The sequence below is a fragment of the Variovorax sp. YR750 genome (genome assembly GCF_900109805.1).
GTDB lineage: Bacteria > Pseudomonadota > Gammaproteobacteria > Burkholderiales > Burkholderiaceae_C > Variovorax > Variovorax gossypii.
In genome coordinates this window covers 180,818-197,488 of sequence record NZ_FOBJ01000002.1, presented here as the reverse complement: position 1 = coordinate 197,488, position 16,671 = coordinate 180,818, and the positions used below count along the sequence as shown (strand labels likewise).

Below are 16,671 nucleotides of genomic sequence, written 5' to 3'. Positions count from 1 at the left end.
GGCAGGTTTCTCAGATCGGTCTCGCTACGGTGACAGCTTGCCACGGCCCATGCGATTGGCCGCTGGCGGCTGCCCAGTACCAGCTTGAAGTGTCTGTGAAAGCCGTGCCCTGGGCGTCGACGATGCGCTCGCAGACGCGGATTTTTTGCGCTCCGTGCCGTTGAGCAACAAAACAGCGCCACATGCGCTCCTGCGCGTCGCGTTCCAGGCGCGCCTGCTCGATGCGATAGCCCAGCGCGCGGTAGCAGTCCGTGGCCGGATGCAGCATGCGCGTGGGCTGGTTCACCTCGCGCATCACCAGGGTCTGGGTGCCGTCGGTCATCCGGCCGATGGCGCCGGGGAAGCGGTCGGCGAAGCGCTGCTCGACGTCGCTCAGGGCCAGAGGGCGCAGCGCGACGCCGTCCCACTGGCTCGGCCATTCGTGCGAGGCCACGGCGGCCGGCATCGTTTCGGCCGGCGCGCGCAGGGCCGCGCTGGTCGACCACAGCATGCACAGCAACATCGCCAGCGCGAAGGCTGTCTTGTGGCCGATGCGATTGATGAAATGGTTCGCAAACCAGCGCTCAAAGAACGGTGTCGACATGGCGGCCTCCCTGGGTCGTGATCAGGCCTGGAATGGGCAGGTCGGCGGGCTCGGGCGCAGGACGGTCCGGCACCATCAGCCGGGCGATGGCGCCGCACACCACGGCCAGCAGCAGGAGACCCAGCGCGTTGTGAGCCCAGGGCGCGAGCGGATGGCCCGCGCCTTCGAAGGCGATCAGCACGCTGTTGCGCACGATGTTCCCGGCCAGCACGAGAAGCCCGACCATCGGCAGCCGCGCCATGAAGGCCCGGCCGCTGCGCGATGCCCACAGCGCGACCGCGCAGGCCGTGAAGTAGCCCAGCCACACCATCTGCACGCCGGAGCAGGGCGCATCGACGATCACCAGGCGGCCGTCGACCACCAGGCTCGCGCCTTCGCGCGCCACCTCGAAGCCGGGCGACAGCAGCCAGCGGCTGATCTCGGCCGTCACCACGCGCAGCGGATAGCCTGCATAGAACTGCAGCGACGAAAGCAGCGGCAGCGCGAGCACCGCCAGGCCGGCCACCGGCAGCGCCGCCACCTTGCGCGGCAGGAAGGCCAGCAGCCCGCAGGCCAGCGCCAGCACGGCGATCAGCCCCGCCGCCAGCGGCGGCAGCGCGGGCACCAAGCCGAGTCCCGTGCGCAGCAGGGTCGCGAGCACCGTGCCCGCACCGGCCAGCGCGAGCCAGCCCAGGCGCGGCGATGCGCGCAGCTCGCGCCGGCGGCTCCAGGCCAGCGCCGCGAGCGCGACCAGCGCCAGCAGGCCCAGCGGATCGTCGGAACCGTCGCGCATGCGCTGGGCCATCCAGACCCAGGTCGGCATCAGCGCGACGAACTGCAGTCCGATCCAGCCGGCGGCCGGCGTGCGGTCGATGTGGATGCCCCAGTCCACGATGCGCGGATGGCGGTGGGCAAGCATTGCCAATGACATTCTTTTTTCTTTCTTCTGGATGGATCAGGCGGTGAAGCGGCGCGCGTCGTTGCGGCGCGCGCGGCGGCGCAGCATGGCGAGCATCGAGAGCACGACGGCGATGGCACCCAGCGACTCGGGCTCGGGCGTGCTCGGCACCTCGGCGCCGAGCGCCAGCTCGCTCACGCCTTGCGGCAGGGGCAGCGGCTGGTTCACGCCCACGCTGTCCTGCGGCGCCACGTTGCGCACCACCTTGTCGACGGCGATGAAGCTCGTGTATTGCGTGAGCAGGCTGTACTTCAGACCGAGCTCGGTGATGCGTTCCTTGAGGGCCGTGCCGCCTTCCAGCGTCTCCTGGTCGCTCAGGCTCTGGATGCGGTAGCGTGCCCACAGCGTGCGCAGCGCGGCCGTGTCCTGGCGGGTGCTGCCGTCGATGCGCACTTCCTGGCGGTAGGGGCCGCTCGCGCTCTGGCCTTCGATGATCACGCGGCCTTTGGCTTCGCCGCGCCACTTGCCGAACACGATCACCGGGCGTTCGCCCAGCACGTCGGGCAGCGCCTGCGGTTCCACGTCGTACACGTCGAGGCCGCCGAAGGTGGCCTTCACGTTGGTGAGCACCGGCGACTCGACCATGCGGCGGAACCGCGCAGCCTGTTCGGGCGCCTGGATCGGGTCGGTGATGATGAAGGGCTCGCCCATGCCGGCGCGCGCGATGCCTTCCATCAGGCTGCGGTTGACCGACGAGCCGATGCCGAAGGCGAACACGTTGGCCTTCGAAAGGTTGTTGCGCACCAGCTCGAAGGCCTCGCGCTCGACCGTCACGTAGCCGTCGGTCACGACCACCACCGTGCGCGACACGTTCTCTTCCTTGGGCTCGGCGTAAACGCGCTTGAGCGCCGGAATGAGCTCGGTGCTTCCGCTGCCGCTGTAGTTCTTGATGGTGGCCAGCGCCTGCTCGATGTTGGCGCGCGTGGCCGGCACCGATTTCGGCGACAGCATCTTGTTGCTGCCCGAGAACAGCAGCACGTTGAAGGTGTCGCTCGGGCGCAGGCCGCCGATCAGGCGTTCGAGAACCGTCTTCGCGGTGTCGAGCGGAAAGCCGTGCATCGAGCCCGAGATGTCGACCACGAAGATGTAGTCGCGCGGCGAGATCGCGCTGGCGGCCACGGCCTTGGGCGGCTCGACCATCGCGAGGAAGAAGTTCTCGGCGTTGTTGCCCTGGCCCTTGTAGAGCATCAGGCCCGATTCGATCTTCTCGCCCGCGAGGCGGTAGTCGAGCACGAAGTCGCGGTTGTCGGCCGGGCGGCCGTCGGCGGCGAGCACGATGTCGGCGTGCTGGTCCTCGTCGCTCTTCTTCACGTCGATGGCGTGCGTGGCCGAGCGAATTTCCTTGATGCCCATCGGCGTGTCGATGGTGGCCTTGAGTTTGAAAGCGGTGCCAGCGGCCATGCCTGCGCGCAGCGTGGGCTGGGCAACCCACTTGGCCTGCGCGTTCTCCGATTGCGGCGAGTTGTAGCGCGGGCCCACCACGGTCGGAAACACGAACTGGTAGTTGCCCGACTGCGGCACCAGCAGCTCGGTGTAGCGCAGCTCCACCTTCACGTCGTCGCCCGGCAGGATGTTGGCGACGTTCATCTGGAACACGTTGGGCAGGTGCTGCTCGAGCAGCGCTGCGGTCTTGCCTTCCTTCTTGGCGGTGTCGTACTCGATCTGCGCCTGCTGCTTCTCGCGGATCTGCGCGGTGATGAGCCGGTCGGCCAGGCGCACGTTGAGGCCGCTCACCGCCGCCTTGGTGGAGCCGGGGAAGACGTACTTCGCTTCGATGGCGCGCTGGCCTTCGTTGCGGTAGGTCTGCGTGACCGTCACGTCGGCGATCACGCCCGAGATCTTCACCGAGACCTCGGTGCCCTTGAGCGGCAGGCGGTCGACCGAAGGGTCGTCGCTCTTCACGAAGAAATAGGGGCTTTCGGTCTTCAGGCGCGGCCCGGCGGGCGCTTCCTGCGCGTGCGCCGGGCGCACGCCCATGGCGATGAAGCCCGCGGTCGCCAGGCTCACGGTGGCGAGCCAGAGCCAGCGGCCGGGACGTGTGGTGGTTTGGGCATCCATGGCGGGGTCCTTGTCCGTGCGAACTTGCACGGCCGCAACTTTCATCACTGCGCGAGAAGGCAGTTGGAAGGCCCCTTGAAGTCGCTTGCAGCCCGCGCCCGCTGTGTGAAGTCTGTGTGAAGCGAGGCGCCGCGGGCGCTTCACACGGCCTTCCGGTCGGGCAGCGAGCATCGCGGCCATCGCTACAGACGAGGAGAGAAAAAGATGTTTCAGCTGTTGAAGGCGCTCCAGAGCTCCATGCTGGCGAAAGTCGCCGGCCTGTTCTTCCTGCTGCTGCTCCTGTGCATTCCGCTGGGAGAGATCGATTCGATCAACCGCGCCCGCGGCGAAAGCCAGCGCGAAGCCGCCGCCGAGCTCGCCGCCACCTATGCGGGCCGCCAGACGATGGTCGGCCCGCTGCTGCTGGTGCCGTACGTGGAGAAGTGGATGGAGCCGCTGCGCAACGCGCAGGGCAAGGTGATCGGCCAGGAACCGCGCAGCAAGGAGATGGCCCACGTGGTGTTCCCCGACAAGCTGCACATCGAAGGCTCGATGGCGCCGCAGGAACGCTACCGCGGCATCTTCAGGATTCCCTTCTACACACTCGACGCCACGCTCAGCGGCGGCTTCGCGGCCTTCGACCCCAAGGCCGTGTCGCACAGCGAGACCGATTCGAAGATCGAGTTCAAGGCGCCCCTCATCGCCTTCAACGTGAGCGACCTGCGCGGCCTCGACGGCTCGCCGACCATGACGATGGGCGGCGAGGACCTTCGCTTCAGGCAGCGCGTGCCGGGCCTGGCCGACGATGCCTGGTTCGCCGACGGCATCCACGCGCCGGTCACCGGCGCCGCTCTCGCGGCCTGGCAAGCCGGCAAGCCGATTCCCTTCGAGATGAAGCTGGGCCTGGTCGGGCAGGACACGCTGGCCATTGCGCCCATCGCCGAGGAGACGACCGCGCATCTGCGTTCGCCCTGGGCACATCCCAGCTTCGGCGGCCGCTTTCTCGCGGCCGAGCGCAGCGTGACGCCCCAGGGCTTCGACGCGCACTGGCGCGTTTCCTCGCTCGTGACCTCGGCGCGCGAACAGGTGCGTGCGGGTCTCTCTGGCCAGGGCGGCTCGGCGGACGTGGCGGGCAGCGCCCACCCGGCAGCAGCGGTCGTTCCGGCACGCCGCAACATGGGCCCGCTGCAGACCTTCGACGTATCGCTCGCACAGCCGATCAACGTCTATTCGATGAGCACGCGTGCGGGCAAGTACGGCGTGCTCTTCATCGGCCTCGTGCTGATGGCCGCCTTCATGTTCGAGCTGTTCCGCAAGCTGCGCCTGCATCCGATCCAGTACGGCCTGGTCGGCCTGTCGATCGCGCTGTTCTTCCTGCTGCTGCTGGCGCTGTCGGAGAAGTTCGCGTTCTGGATGGCCTACGCGGGCGCCGCCTCGGCGAGCGTCGCGTTGCTGGCCGTGTACTTCAGCGCGGTGCTCGGTGGCTGGCGGCGCGGCCTGTCGTTCGGCGCCTTCGTTGCGCTGCTGTATGGCGCGCTCTACGGCCTGCTGGCTTCGGAAAGCAACGCACTGCTGCTGGGCGCGCTGCTGATCTTCGGCATGCTGTCCGTGCTGATGCTCGTGACGCGCAAGGTCGACTGGTATGCGCTCTCGCGGCGCACGGAGCCGGCGCCGGTCGCGGCACAGGAAGCACAGGCGGCATGAGGCTGCTGCGGGTCATCGCGGGTGCCGCGGGCTGGCTGGCTCTGGCCACGCTGTGGTTCTGGGCCTGGCACCTGAAGGATCCGCACCTGCGCTTCATGCGCGCATGGGAACTGCCCCTGCTGCTGGCGATGCTGGTGGCAACCATAGCGATTGCGTGGCGGCTCGCGCGCGGCAGGCTGCGCCCGGTAGCGCTCGGGCTGGCATTCGCGGCCCTGCTGACCGCCTTGTGCAACGAGGCCGCCTCGCACCGACACCGTGCCGAGGTGAATGCGTCGGAGGGCCCGCTCGCACAGGCGCTGGGCGCGCACTTCATCGTCGGCTACGACGATGCGAAAAATCTTCGGGAGCTGGCCAGCAAGGGGCTGATCGGCGGCATCTTCGTAACCGGTCGCAATGTCCAGGGACGTACGGCCGAAGAGCTGCGCGACGAGATCGCAAGTCTGCAGGCGGTGCGCCGCACGGCCGGCCTGCCACCGCTGGTCGTCGCGACCGACCAGGAAGGCGGCGCCGTCTCGCGCCTGTCGCCGCTCGTGGAGCGCCAGCCCTCGCTGGCCTCGCTGCTCGGCGCCGACCTGCCCGACGACGAACTCGCGCAACGCGCCCATGCCTACGGAGCCCGGCAGGGCAGGGCTCTCGCCGACCTGGGCATCACTCTCAATTTCAGCCCGGTGGTCGACCTGCGCACCGGCCGCGCGCCGGGCCGCTGGGACCTGCACACCCGCATCGACGAACGGGCCATCTCGGCCGACCCGGCCGTCACCGCGCAGGTGGCGCTCGCTTACGAACTGGGCCTTGAATCCGCTGGGGTACGCGGCACGCTCAAGCACTTTCCCGGCCTTGCCGGCGTGACCGAGGACACCCACCATTTCGCCGCCGAACTGCGCACGCCGGTCGCCCGGCTCGCGGCGCACGACTGGAAGCCGTTTCAAGACGTGTCGAAACATTCGGATGCGGCAATCATGCTGGGCCATGTCATCCTTGCGGAACTCGACGCCGGATATCCGGTCTCTTTCTCGCGCAAAATCGTGCAGCGGGTGATTCGAGGCGAATGGGGCTACCAGGGCCTGCTCGTCACCGACGATCTCACGATGGGCGCGGCCTACAACCGCGGTCTTTGCGACGCCACCGTCCACGCCCTGAACGCCGGCGTGGACCTCCTGCTGATCGCCTTCGACCACGACAAGTATTTCGATGCCATGCATTGCGCGCAGCGGGCTGCGCGGCAGGGCACGCTCGACTTCCGGATGCTGGAACGCGGCAACGCGCGGCGGCTCCAATCCTTTCGCTAGCCAAACAGGCATTTCCCATGTTCAAACGCTCAAATTCCAAGGCTTCCGGCGACGACGGCGCGGCGACTCGCGATTCCCGCCTCAACTGGAAGCGCATCGCCGGCTGGGGGGCCATCGGTGTCGGCTCCGGCGCGCTGGTGGTGCTGGTCGCGGCCATCGTCGCGGTGGTCACCATCTACCCGAAGCTGCCCGACGTCTCGGAGCTTTCCGACTACCGTCCCAAGCTGCCGCTGCGCGTGTACTCCACCGAAGGCCAGCTGATCGGCGAGTTCGGCGAAGAGCGCCGCAACCTCACGCCCTTCGCCAACATTCCCAAGGTGATGAAGGACGCGGTGCTGGCAGTGGAAGACGCGCGCTTCTACGACCACGGCGGCGTCGACTACAAGGGCTTCCTTCGCGCCGCCGTCGCCAGCCTGAAGGGCGGCCGCAAGCAGGGCGCCTCGACCATCACCATGCAGGTGGCACGCAACGTGTACCTGACCTCCGAGCGGACCATGAGCCGCAAGACCTACGAGATCCTGCTGGCGATGCGGCTCGAGCAGCAGCTCACGAAGGACCAGATCCTCGAGATCTACCTGAACCAGATCTACCTGGGCAACCGGGCCTACGGTTTCGCCGCCGCCTCCGAGACCTACTTCGGCAAACCGCTGCAGAACATCACCATCGCCGAGGCCGCGATGCTCGCCGGCCTGCCGAAGGCGCCCGGCGCCAACAACCCGGTGGCCAACCCGCGCCGCGCGCGTGCGCGCCAGCTGTACGTGATCGACCGCATGCAGGAGACCGGCTTCATCACCGCCGAACAGGCGGCGGCCGCGAAGAAGGAAGAGCTGCACCTGCGCGACGCGGCCGATCCGAACCGGCTGCATGCCGAATACGTGGCCGAGACGGTGCGCCAGATGATGTACGCGCAGTACGGCGACAGCATCTACACCAGCGGCATGAAGGTCTACACCTCGATCGTCGCGGCCGACCAGGCAGCCGCCTACAGGTCGCTGCGCAGAGGCATCATGGACTACGAGCGCCGCCAGCCCTATCGCGGGCCCGAGCGCTTCGTCGACCTGCCGACGGAACAGAAGGAAATCGACGAGGCAGTGGACGATGCCCTGGCCGAGCATCCCGACAACGGCGACGTGATCGCGGCCGTGGTGCTCGATGTGAGCGCCAAGGAAATCAGCGCCGTGCGCGCGAATGGCGAGACCATCCAGATCACGGGCGACGGCCTGAAGCCCGCGCAGTCGGGCCTTGCCGCTAAGGCGCCGCAGAACATCAAGATCCGCCGCGGCGCGGTGATCCGCGTGGCGAAGACGCCGAAGAACACCTGGGAGATCACGCAGCTGCCCGAGGTGGAAGGCGCCTTCATCGGCATGGATCCGCGCAGCGGCGCCATCAAGGCGCTGGTGGGCGGCTTCGACTACGGCAAGAACAAGTTCAACCACGTGACGCAGGCCTGGCGCCAGCCGGGCTCGAGCTTCAAGCCCTTCATCTACTCGGCCGCCCTCGAAAAGGGCTTCACGCCCGCCACCGTGGTGAACGACGCGCCGCTGTACTTCGATGCCAGCGCCAACGGCGGCCAGCCGTGGGAGCCGAAGAACTTCGAGGGCACCTACGAAGGCCCGATGCCGCTGCGCACCGCGCTGATGAAATCGAAGAACCTGGTCACGCTGCGCGTGCTGCAGTCGATCGGCGCGCCCTACGCGCAGGACTGGGTCACGAAGTTCGGCTTCGACAAGGACAAGCACCCCGCCAACCTGCCGATGGGCCTGGGCGCCGGCTCGGTCACGCCGATGCAGATGGCCGTGGGCTATTCGGTGTTCGCCAACGGCGGCTACCGCGTCAATCCGTACCTGGTCACGCGCGTCACCGACCTGCGGGACAAGGTCATCATGGAAACCGAGCCGCCGGTGCTCGACGAAACGCGCCGCGCCATTCCGCAGCGCAATGCCTTCATCATGGATTCGCTGCTGCAGAGCGTGGTGCGCAACGGCACCGGCTTCAAGGCCTACCAGACACTCAAGCGCGACGACCTCTACGGCAAGACCGGCACCACCAACGATTCCTTCGACACCTGGTTCGCCGGCTTCCAGCCGACCATGGTGGGCATCGCATGGGTCGGCTACGACACGCCGCGCCAACTCGGCGTGCGCGGCGAGACCGGCGGCAGCCTGAGCCTGCCGATCTGGACCGGCTACATGCAGACCGCGCTGCAGGGCGTGCCCGTGACCCGCCCCGCCCAGCCGGAAGGCGTGGTGAACCTCGACGGCGAGTGGTACTTCGACGACTTCACGCCGGGCCACAACGTGGCGAGCCTTGGCGTGGAGAACGCCGAGGCAGTTCCGCTGCCGGTGGAGCAGCTCACCGGCGCGCCCGTCGGTGCACCGCCTCCGCCCGAAGAGCGCAACCGGATCCTCGATTTCTTCCGGTAGCCAGGCGCTCTTCACGAAGTTGAAAAGAGAAGGCGGGTCGCGGTGCCTACACTCGGTGCTGCTTCCCGCCTTCTCTTTTTTTCCTCTTTCTCGCATTCATGGAAATCCTCACCCTGGTGGCGCTCTTCGCCGCCGGCTTCTACATCCTCAAGTCCAGGGAACAGCGCATACGTATCGCGCTGCTGGCCAGCCACCTCGGCCGCTATCAGATCGAGAAGCTGATGGAGAGCCTCACCTCCGGCTACATGCGCTGCCTCGGCGAAGACGATGCCGAGCGCCGCCGCCAGATCTGGCAACTGCTCGACACCACCGAGGAAAAGCTCTCGAGCCAGGTCGACGGCTTCGCAGCCGAGTTCTCGCGCATGCCCGAAGCCATCACGCGCGTCAGCAAGCTGCCGGTGGCCATTCCGCTCTTCACCCAGCTCTTTCCGGCCGCGAGCTTCGACATGCGACAGGCATTGCTCATCCACGCGCGCGGCATCGCCGGCGTGATGCGCAACGAAGCGGGCCGTACGCCCAAGTCCAAGGCCTACACCATGTCGGCCGAGCTGTTCCTGATGCAGCACACCTGCCACTGGTATTGCCGTTCGAAGACGGTGGCCTCGGCACGCATGATCGGCCAGCACCAGACGCAGTACCTGCAGGCCCTCGGGGCGGTGAGTCCGGAAACGCGCGAAGCCTATCGCGCGCTGATCGGTCGGACCAACGTTCCCCGGTGATGGTTCAGTGATGTGACGACAGCGGCAGCGTGAGCGTGGCCACCGCGCCGCCGCGCGACGCATTGCCCAGGTCGATGCGGCCGTGGTGCAGGGCCGCGATCTCCTTCACGAATGCCAGCCCGAGTCCGGTGCTCTTCTTCTGGCTGTGCGGCCTGGCGAGCGAATAGAACTTCTCGAAGACTTTTTCCTGTGCGTATTCCGGAATGCCGGGCCCGTGGTCGCGCACGCTCACGCGGGCGAGCTTCGACGTCGTTTCCAGCGTGAGCAGCACCTCGCTGTCGCGCGGCGAGAAATCGATGGCGTTGTCGAGCAGGTTGCTGATCGCCCTGCGCAGCAGGAAGGGATCGCCCTCGGTTCGCGCTTCGTTGCGGATGTTCACGAGCAGCCTGATGCTGCGCTTGGCGGCGGCGGGCTGCGCGCTGGCGGCGATGTCGTCGATGAGCGCGGCCAGCGACACCGGTTCCGTGCGGTCGAGCGCGCGCCGGGTCTCGAGCGCGGTGAGCTCCATCATGCGGTCGACGATTTCCTGGATGCGCTGCGTCTCGCGCTCGATGTTCTTCAGGAAACGCTCGCGCTCGGCGTGCGGCATCGAGGGTTCCTGCAGCAGCTCGGCCGCGCCGCGGATGGCGGAGAGCGGACTCTTCACCTCGTGCGTGAAGGTCTGGACATAGTCGGCCACGTAGTTGCGGCCGGTGAGCGCGTCGCGCATTTCGCTGAAGCCGGTGCGCACGCCGTCCACCGCGCGCCGTGCCATGCGTGAAAGGCTCAGGCTGCGCTGGGCGCGCACCCAGGTCCAGTAGTCGCGGATCAGGCCGAAGGGCCGCACCAGCCAGACCGAGACGATCAGCGTGAGCAGCAGCAGCGCCAGCGCCGAACCCACGCCGACCCAGATCGTGCGCACGCGCGCGTCCTCCACGAACTGGCCGAAGCTCTGCACCGGCTTGCCGACGCTGACCATGCCGACGATCTCGTTGTTCCAGCGGATCGGCGCTCCCACGTACATCACCGAGGTGCGCGGATCGCCGTCGACGTCGCGTGAGGTGCGCGCGCCGTACAGGCCGGCGAGCGTGCGGCTCACGTCGCTCCATTTGGAATAGTCGGCGCCGAGGTGCCTGCCGAGCGAATCGAACATCACGCGGCCGTTGCGGTCGGTGACGTACACGCGCAGCTCGACGCGGCTCTTGTGCAGGTTGTAGATCTGCGCCGAGAACTCGCGCGCGTAGACCGTGCGGAACAGCGGTTCCAGCCGCGCGGTGTTGATGGCGCCGGCGATCACGTCCTGCTCGACCAGGCTGGCCACCAGTTGCGAGGTTTCGACCAGCGATTCCTCCGCCGATTCACGGTAGCGCGGATCGATGTCCGAGACGACGCGGTACAGCAGGAAGGCGATACCCGCCGTGTAGATCAGCAGGATGCCGATGAAGATGCGCGTGCGCCGGGTCAAGGCCTGGCTCTCCCCCGGGCTTGCCCACTTCGTGTGGCCGCCAACCCCCTCGCCGGGGGCGATGCCTGCGGCCCGGCAAAGCCGGTTCCGCGGTATTCCGCGACAAGGCAGGCCAGGGGCGGCGTCATGCCTTTGACGGCAGTTCTTCGTTCAGTGCGTAGCCGGTGCCGCGCAGCGTGCGGATCGGCTCGACTTCCGGCGCGATCGCCTTGAGCTTGGCGCGCAGGGTCTTGATGTGCGCGTCGACCGTGCGGTCGAAGCTGTCGCTGGAGTCGTCCCAGACGAGTTCGAGCAGCTCGTCGCGCGTGAAGACGCGGCCGGGTCGCTGCACCAGCAGTTTCAGCAAGCCGTATTCGTAGCGAGAGAGCTCCAGCAGGCGTCCGTAATAGCGGATCTGCATGCGCTCGCTGTCCAGCGCGAAGGGCATTGGAGGCACTTGAGAGGTCGCAGGAGGCGCGTGGCCCGAAATCTGATGGGGGACCCCTTGGTTTCCGCCCACGCCCGTTGACGGGGCTCCTGGGCCGTTTCTGGCGCTGCGCCGCAGGATGGTTCGTACGCGTGCGACGAGCTCGCGTGGCGAGAAAGGCTTGGCAATGTAGTCGTCCGCGCCCAGCTCGAGGCCGACCACGCGGTCTATCTCGTCGCTGCGGGCAGTGAGGAACACCATGGGTACCTCCGGCCCGCCCATGGACTGATTGAGCGCCTGCAGGCGTTTGAAGAGCTCGAAACCGTTGAGATCGGGCAGCCCGATGTCCAGGATGGCCAGCGCCGGCGGTTCCTGCGCGAACTGGGCGATGGCTTCCTCGGCCGTGGCGCACCAGACCGGGATGAATCCGTCGCTCTTCAGGACGTATTGCAGCGTGTCGGCGATGCCCGATTCGTCTTCGGCGATCAGGATCCGGGGTTTGAAGCTCATCCGCGAATGTTAGCGAGGGGGAGGAGGAATCCGGGAGGACCGGTTTCGCCTGCGGCGTTCGGGACCGGCGCGGCCGTTCGCTGCGTTTTTTTTCGGGGCGCGGTTTCTCTTGTTCCCTATCTCTTGTTTTTATTATTCAAATTAGTAGTAGTAGATAAGGGTCGCGTCCCTCTGTGGACATGCCGCTTTTTTCGTTATGCGACAAGCACTTGTCATGCCGCTGTCACTGTGCGCAGCTGCGCTTCCGGTTTGTACCCGCGACATGGACAACATTGGGTAACCCTTCGGGCCTGTGGATAAACCATGCCTTGTTCAAAAAATGTCCCCAGACTTGTCCTTTGACGGCCCTTCGAAAATCTGCGAAAGCGGTTTTTGCCCGGAGAAATTCATTGCCGAAAAAATGGGCAGACTAAGGATTCTTCTTTTAAATCAACGGCTTGCGAGACCCCTACACAGAAGTGCCGACGTTATCCACAGAGTTGCCCAAGGTTTGTGGGGAGAACGGGCGAAGGAACCTTCTGGCGCGGGCCGCGACCCCACCGGGTCGTTGAAATTGCGGAAATAGCGAACATGACACCTTCTGAAACAAAGTCGATAGTTACCCTGAGCCTGCTGGCCGCCTTCGTCGACGGCGAGAAGCACGAGCGGGAGCGCGCGGAGATCAAGCGCATCGCGGAAGGCCTGTCGCAGGCCGACGGCCTGAACCTGCCGACGCTCTACCAGGACGTGCTGATGAAGCGCGTGTCGCTGGCCTCGGTGGCAGGGGAGCTGAAAAGTCCCGAGGCGAGGCAGCTGGCCTACGAGATGGCGGTGTGCGTCTGCGACGCGGACGGCACGCAGTCGGAGGCGGAGCGCATGTTCCTGGCGGACGTGCGTACCTCGCTGGGGCTGGATGCCTCGGCAGCGGCGTTTTCGCAGCAGGCGGAAGACATCGCGGCCGCGGTGCCGGCGGCAGCGGCCGCAACCGCTGGAGCAGCGGGAGCCGTCGCCGTGGCGCCGTCGGCGCCGAACACTCCCGATACGGCCGAGCTGGACAAGTCGATCCTCAACGCCTCCATCCTCAACGGCGCGCTCGAGCTGCTGCCCGAGACGCTATCGACCATGGCCATCATTCCGCTGCAGATGAAGCTGGTCTACCGCATCGGCAAGTCGTACGGCTACGAGCTCGACAGCGGCCACATCAAGGATTTCCTGGCCACGGTCGGCGTGGGTCTCACCTCGCAGTACCTGGAACAGGCCGGGCGCAAGCTGCTCGGAGGCCTGCTCGGAAAGGTCGGCGGCGGCCTGCTGCGCGGGCTGGGCAACCAGGCCGTGAGCTCGGGCATGAGCTTCGCGTCGACCTACGCACTCGGTCACGTCGCCAAGCGCTACTACGCCGGCGGCCGCACGCTTTCGACGCAGATGCTGAAGGACACTTTCTCCGGCGTGGTGAAGGAAGGCCAGAACCTGCAGACGCAATATCTGCCCGCCATCCAGGAGAAGGCCCGCACGCTGGATGCGGGCAAGGTGCTGTCCTTGGTGCGCGGCGCCTGAAAGCGCCGCCCCCTTCCAGGAACACCGCAGAACCGGCTTTGCCGGGCCGCAGGTGTTGCCCCCGGCGAGGGGGTTGGCGCAGCGACACGAAGTGCGCGAAGCCTGGGGGAGTACCTAATTTGCGAGGTCGTCCAGGATCGGGCAATCCGGGCGGGCGTCGCCGTGGCAGCAGTGGACCAGATGCGCCAGCGTGTTGCGCATGGACTGCATGTCCGCGATGCGCTGCTCCAGTTCGCCAAGATGCTTCTCGGCGATGCGCTTCACGCTCGAACTCGTGCGCCGCCGGTTGTTCCACAGTCCGACCAGCTCGGCGATCTCTTCCATCGAGAAACCCAGGTCGCGCGAGCGCTTGATGAAGCGCAGCGTGTGGATGTCGGCTTCGCCGTACTGGCGGTAGCCGCTCTCGGTGCGCGCCACCGCCGGCAGCAGGCCCAGTCCCTCGTAATGGCGGACCATGCGGGCCGAAACGCCGGAGCGCCGCGCCGCTTCACCGATGGTGACGTTGCCCACCGTCATTGAACCGCGTACCCCGCGTTCTCGATGGCGGCCACGATGTCCTTGCGCGGCTGCTCGCTCAGCACGTCGACATGACCCGTCTCCAGATCGACCGTGACCTGCGCTTCGGGATCCACCGTCTGCACCGCGTTCTGTACTGCGTTGACGCAGTGGCCGCAACTCATGCCCGTGACCTGGAATTTCTGGCTCATCGTGTAGCTCCTTGAAAATGAGGGATATCGAGAGGCCACAGTTTGAACCCTCTCACGATGTCAATGTCCAGGGCAGGGGCTCTGAAAACGTCCGCTTGACCTTGACATGGTGTGAGGCTTTAGCCTTCGTACATGGAAAAACTTCAGTCGAACCCCTCTCTTTCCACCTTCGACCTCTCGGTGGGCGGCATGACCTGCGCCTCGTGCGTCATGCGTGTCGAGCGTGCCTTGAAGAACGTTCCGGGCGTGCAGGACGTGAGCGTGAACCTCGCGACCGAATCGGCCCGCGTGGTGACGGGCGGCAGCGAAGACATGGATGCCCGCCTGCGTCGCGCAGTGCGCGCTGCCGGCTACGAGCCTCGTACGCCGGACAGTGCGGCCGACGAAGCAGCGCTCTCGCCATGGGCCGGCTTCGGCCCGGTCGCGATCGGCCTCGCGCTGTCGATTCCGTTGATGGCGCCGATGCTGGGCGATCTCTTCGGGCTCGACTGGATGCTGCCGCCGTGGGTGCAGCTGCTGCTCGCAACGCCTGTGCAGTTCTGGCTGGGCGCGCGCTTCTATCGCGCCGGCTGGCATGCGGTGAAGGCGCGTACCGGCAACATGGACCTGCTGGTGGCGCTGGGCACCAGCGCGGCCTTCGGTCTCTCGCTCTGGCTCTGGTGGCGTGCGTCCACCGGCGAGCATGCGGGCCACGGCATGGTGCCGCACCTGTACTTCGAGGCTTCGGCGGTGGTGATCACGCTGGTGCTGCTCGGCAAGTGGCTGGAGGCGCGCGCCAAGCGCCAGGCCACTTCCGCGATCCGCGCCCTGCAGCAGCTGCGGCCTGAAGTGGCGCACCTGATCGGCGCCCGAGGCAAGGAAAGCGACGTGCCATTGGCCGAGGTGATGGTGGGCGACCGTCTCGCGGTGCGGCCCGGCGAGCGCGTGCCGGCCGACGCACGGGTGATCGAAGGGCAGTCCGAGGTCGACGAATCCATGCTCACCGGCGAGCCGCTGCCTGTGGCCAAGGGACCGGGCGATGCGCTCACCGGCGGCGCAGTCAATGGCGACGGCCGCATGGTCATCGAGGTGAGCGCGATCGGCGCCGAGAGCGTGCTCGCGCGCATCATCCGCCTGGTGGAAGACGCGCAGGCCGCGAAGGCGCCGATCCAGCGCCTGGTGGACAAGGTCGCGGCCGTGTTCGTGCCGGTGGTGCTGCTGATCGCGCTGGCCACCTTCGCGGCCTGGATGGTGGCGGGGGCCGGCATCGAGACGACGCTGATCCATGCCGTGGCGGTGTTGGTCATCGCATGTCCCTGTGCATTGGGCCTCGCGACACCGGTGGCCGTGATGGCGGGCACCGGCGTGGCGGCGCGGCATGGCGTGCTGATCAAGGACGCGCGTTCGCTGGAGATCGCGCACCGCGTCGACACCGTGGCATTCGACAAGACAGGCACGCTGACCATCGGGCGTCCGGTGCTGACCGCGCTGGTGCCCGTGGCGGGTGCCGCTGCTTCGCAAGACCAGTTGCTGGCCACTGCCGCGAGCCTGCAGGGAGGCAGCGAGCATCCGCTGGCAAAGGCGGTGCTGTCGGCGGCGGCGCAGCGCAATCTGCAGGTCCCCGCGCTCGGAGTCATGCAAGCCTTTCCGGGTCGTGGCGTGCGCGGAGAAGTCGAGGGCGTCCAATGGGCCATCGCCAGCCTGCGCTGGTGCCGCGAGCTCGACGCGATGCCCGACGATGCGGAAGTCGATCGCCTGCAGTCGCAAGGCGCAACAGTCTCCGCGCTGCTGCGCTTCGACGATGCCGGCGCCGCGCATGTGCAGGCCTTGCTCGCCTTCGCCGACGAACCCAAGCCGCAGGCCGCGGAAGCGATCCGCACGCTGCGTGCCCGGGGCCTTCGCGTGGTGATGATCTCGGGCGACAACCTTCGCGCGGCCCAGGCGATGGCGGCTCGGCTCGGCATCGCGGCGGAGGATGTGCGCGCCGACGTGCTGCCGGCCGACAAGGCTGCGCAGGTCGCCGCGTTGAGGAAGAACGGCCACGTCGTAGCGATGGTCGGCGACGGTGCCAACGATGCGCCCGCACTGGCCGCGGCCGACGTGGGCATTGCGATGGCGCCTTCGGGCGGCGGCACCGACGTGGCGATGGAAGCAGCTGGCATCACGCTGATGCGCGGAGATCTCGCTCTGGTCGCGCAGGCCTTCGAGCTTTCGGCGCGCACGGTGGCGAAGATCCGGCAGAACCTGTTCTGGGCCTTCGCCTACAACGTGGCCGGCATTCCGCTCGCGGCCTTCGGCCTGCTGAGCCCGGTGGTGGCCGGCGCGGCGATGGCGCTGTCGAGCGTGAGCGTGATGGCGAATGCGCTGCTGCTGCGGCGCTGGAAGCCTTGAGCCTGTGGT

At 67.2% G+C, this 16,671-nt stretch carries 13 protein-coding genes; 6 read left to right on the top strand and 7 right to left on the bottom strand.

Annotated elements, in window-relative coordinates:
- Positions 1-10 precede the first annotated feature (10 nt).
- From BMY35_RS04445 to BMY35_RS04435, 3 genes are read right to left on the bottom strand one after another with little or no spacing between them, the layout of a single operon-like run.
- The gene (locus BMY35_RS04445; protein ID WP_093195799.1) at positions 11-583 is read right to left on the bottom strand and encodes a hypothetical protein; all 573 of its coding nucleotides are present in this window, start codon (positions 581-583) and stop codon (positions 11-13) included.
- Positions 564-1,493, bottom strand: coding sequence for an exosortase Q (gene xrtQ / locus BMY35_RS04440; RefSeq protein WP_093195798.1), 930 nt, complete (start codon positions 1,491-1,493; stop codon positions 564-566). Before xrtQ ends, BMY35_RS04445 begins: the two co-directional genes overlap by 20 nt.
- Before the next feature lie 24 nt (positions 1,494-1,517).
- Complete coding sequence (locus tag BMY35_RS04435; protein ID WP_093195797.1) at positions 1,518-3,578, bottom strand: VIT and vWA domain-containing protein; 2,061 nt, start codon at positions 3,576-3,578, stop codon at positions 1,518-1,520.
- A gap of 204 nt (positions 3,579-3,782) precedes the next feature.
- On the opposite strand from BMY35_RS04435, the gene creD reads away from it, so the two are divergent.
- The 4 genes from creD (at position 3,783) to BMY35_RS04415 (ending at position 9,692) form a co-directional block, all read left to right on the top strand.
- Entirely contained in the window at positions 3,783-5,261 is a 1,479-nt protein-coding gene (creD, locus tag BMY35_RS04430; RefSeq protein ID WP_093195796.1) for a cell envelope integrity protein CreD, read from the top strand.
- Positions 5,258-6,550 carry a glycoside hydrolase family 3 N-terminal domain-containing protein gene (locus BMY35_RS04425; protein ID WP_093195795.1) on the top strand — a complete coding sequence of 431 codons (1,293 nt, stop codon included), beginning with the start codon at positions 5,258-5,260 and terminating at the stop codon, positions 6,548-6,550. Before creD ends, BMY35_RS04425 begins: the two co-directional genes overlap by 4 nt.
- 17 nt (positions 6,551-6,567) lie before the next feature.
- Entirely contained in the window at positions 6,568-8,973 is a 2,406-nt protein-coding gene (locus BMY35_RS04420) for a penicillin-binding protein 1A (protein ID WP_093195794.1), read from the top strand.
- Between the two features lie 98 nt (positions 8,974-9,071).
- The gene (locus tag BMY35_RS04415; protein WP_093195793.1) at positions 9,072-9,692 is read left to right on the top strand and encodes a hypothetical protein; all 621 of its coding nucleotides are present in this window, start codon (positions 9,072-9,074) and stop codon (positions 9,690-9,692) included.
- A 4-nt stretch (positions 9,693-9,696) separates the two neighbouring features.
- On the opposite strand, the gene creC is transcribed toward BMY35_RS04415, so the two are convergent.
- A complete protein-coding gene (gene creC, locus BMY35_RS04410) occupies positions 9,697-11,136 on the bottom strand; it encodes a two-component system sensor histidine kinase CreC (RefSeq protein WP_093195792.1) in 1,440 nt (479 codons plus the stop codon).
- 124 nt (positions 11,137-11,260) lie between these two features.
- Positions 11,261-12,052 carry a two-component system response regulator CreB gene (gene creB, locus BMY35_RS04405; protein WP_093195791.1) on the bottom strand — a complete coding sequence of 264 codons (792 nt, stop codon included), beginning with the start codon at positions 12,050-12,052 and terminating at the stop codon, positions 11,261-11,263.
- Between the two features lie 570 nt (positions 12,053-12,622).
- Between creB and BMY35_RS04400 the strand changes: the two genes are divergently transcribed.
- Positions 12,623-13,585: a YcjF family protein gene (locus BMY35_RS04400; RefSeq protein WP_093195790.1), complete on the top strand. Its 963-nt coding sequence runs from the start codon at positions 12,623-12,625 to the stop codon at positions 13,583-13,585.
- A gap of 114 nt (positions 13,586-13,699) precedes the next feature.
- Here BMY35_RS04400 and cueR read toward each other — a convergent pair whose 3' ends face one another.
- Both cueR and BMY35_RS04390 read right to left on the bottom strand, forming a co-directional pair.
- Positions 13,700-14,101 (bottom strand): Cu(I)-responsive transcriptional regulator, encoded by a 402-nt coding sequence (gene cueR, locus BMY35_RS04395; protein ID WP_093195789.1) that lies wholly within the window; start codon positions 14,099-14,101, stop codon positions 13,700-13,702.
- Positions 14,098-14,292: a heavy-metal-associated domain-containing protein gene (locus BMY35_RS04390; RefSeq protein WP_019653627.1), complete on the bottom strand. Its 195-nt coding sequence runs from the start codon at positions 14,290-14,292 to the stop codon at positions 14,098-14,100. Before BMY35_RS04390 ends, cueR begins: the two co-directional genes overlap by 4 nt.
- Positions 14,293-14,424: 132 nt before the next feature.
- Here BMY35_RS04390 and BMY35_RS04385 point away from each other — a divergent pair, with 132 nt between their 5' ends.
- Positions 14,425-16,662: a heavy metal translocating P-type ATPase gene (locus BMY35_RS04385; protein ID WP_093195788.1), complete on the top strand. Its 2,238-nt coding sequence runs from the start codon at positions 14,425-14,427 to the stop codon at positions 16,660-16,662.
- Positions 16,663-16,671 lie beyond the last annotated feature (9 nt).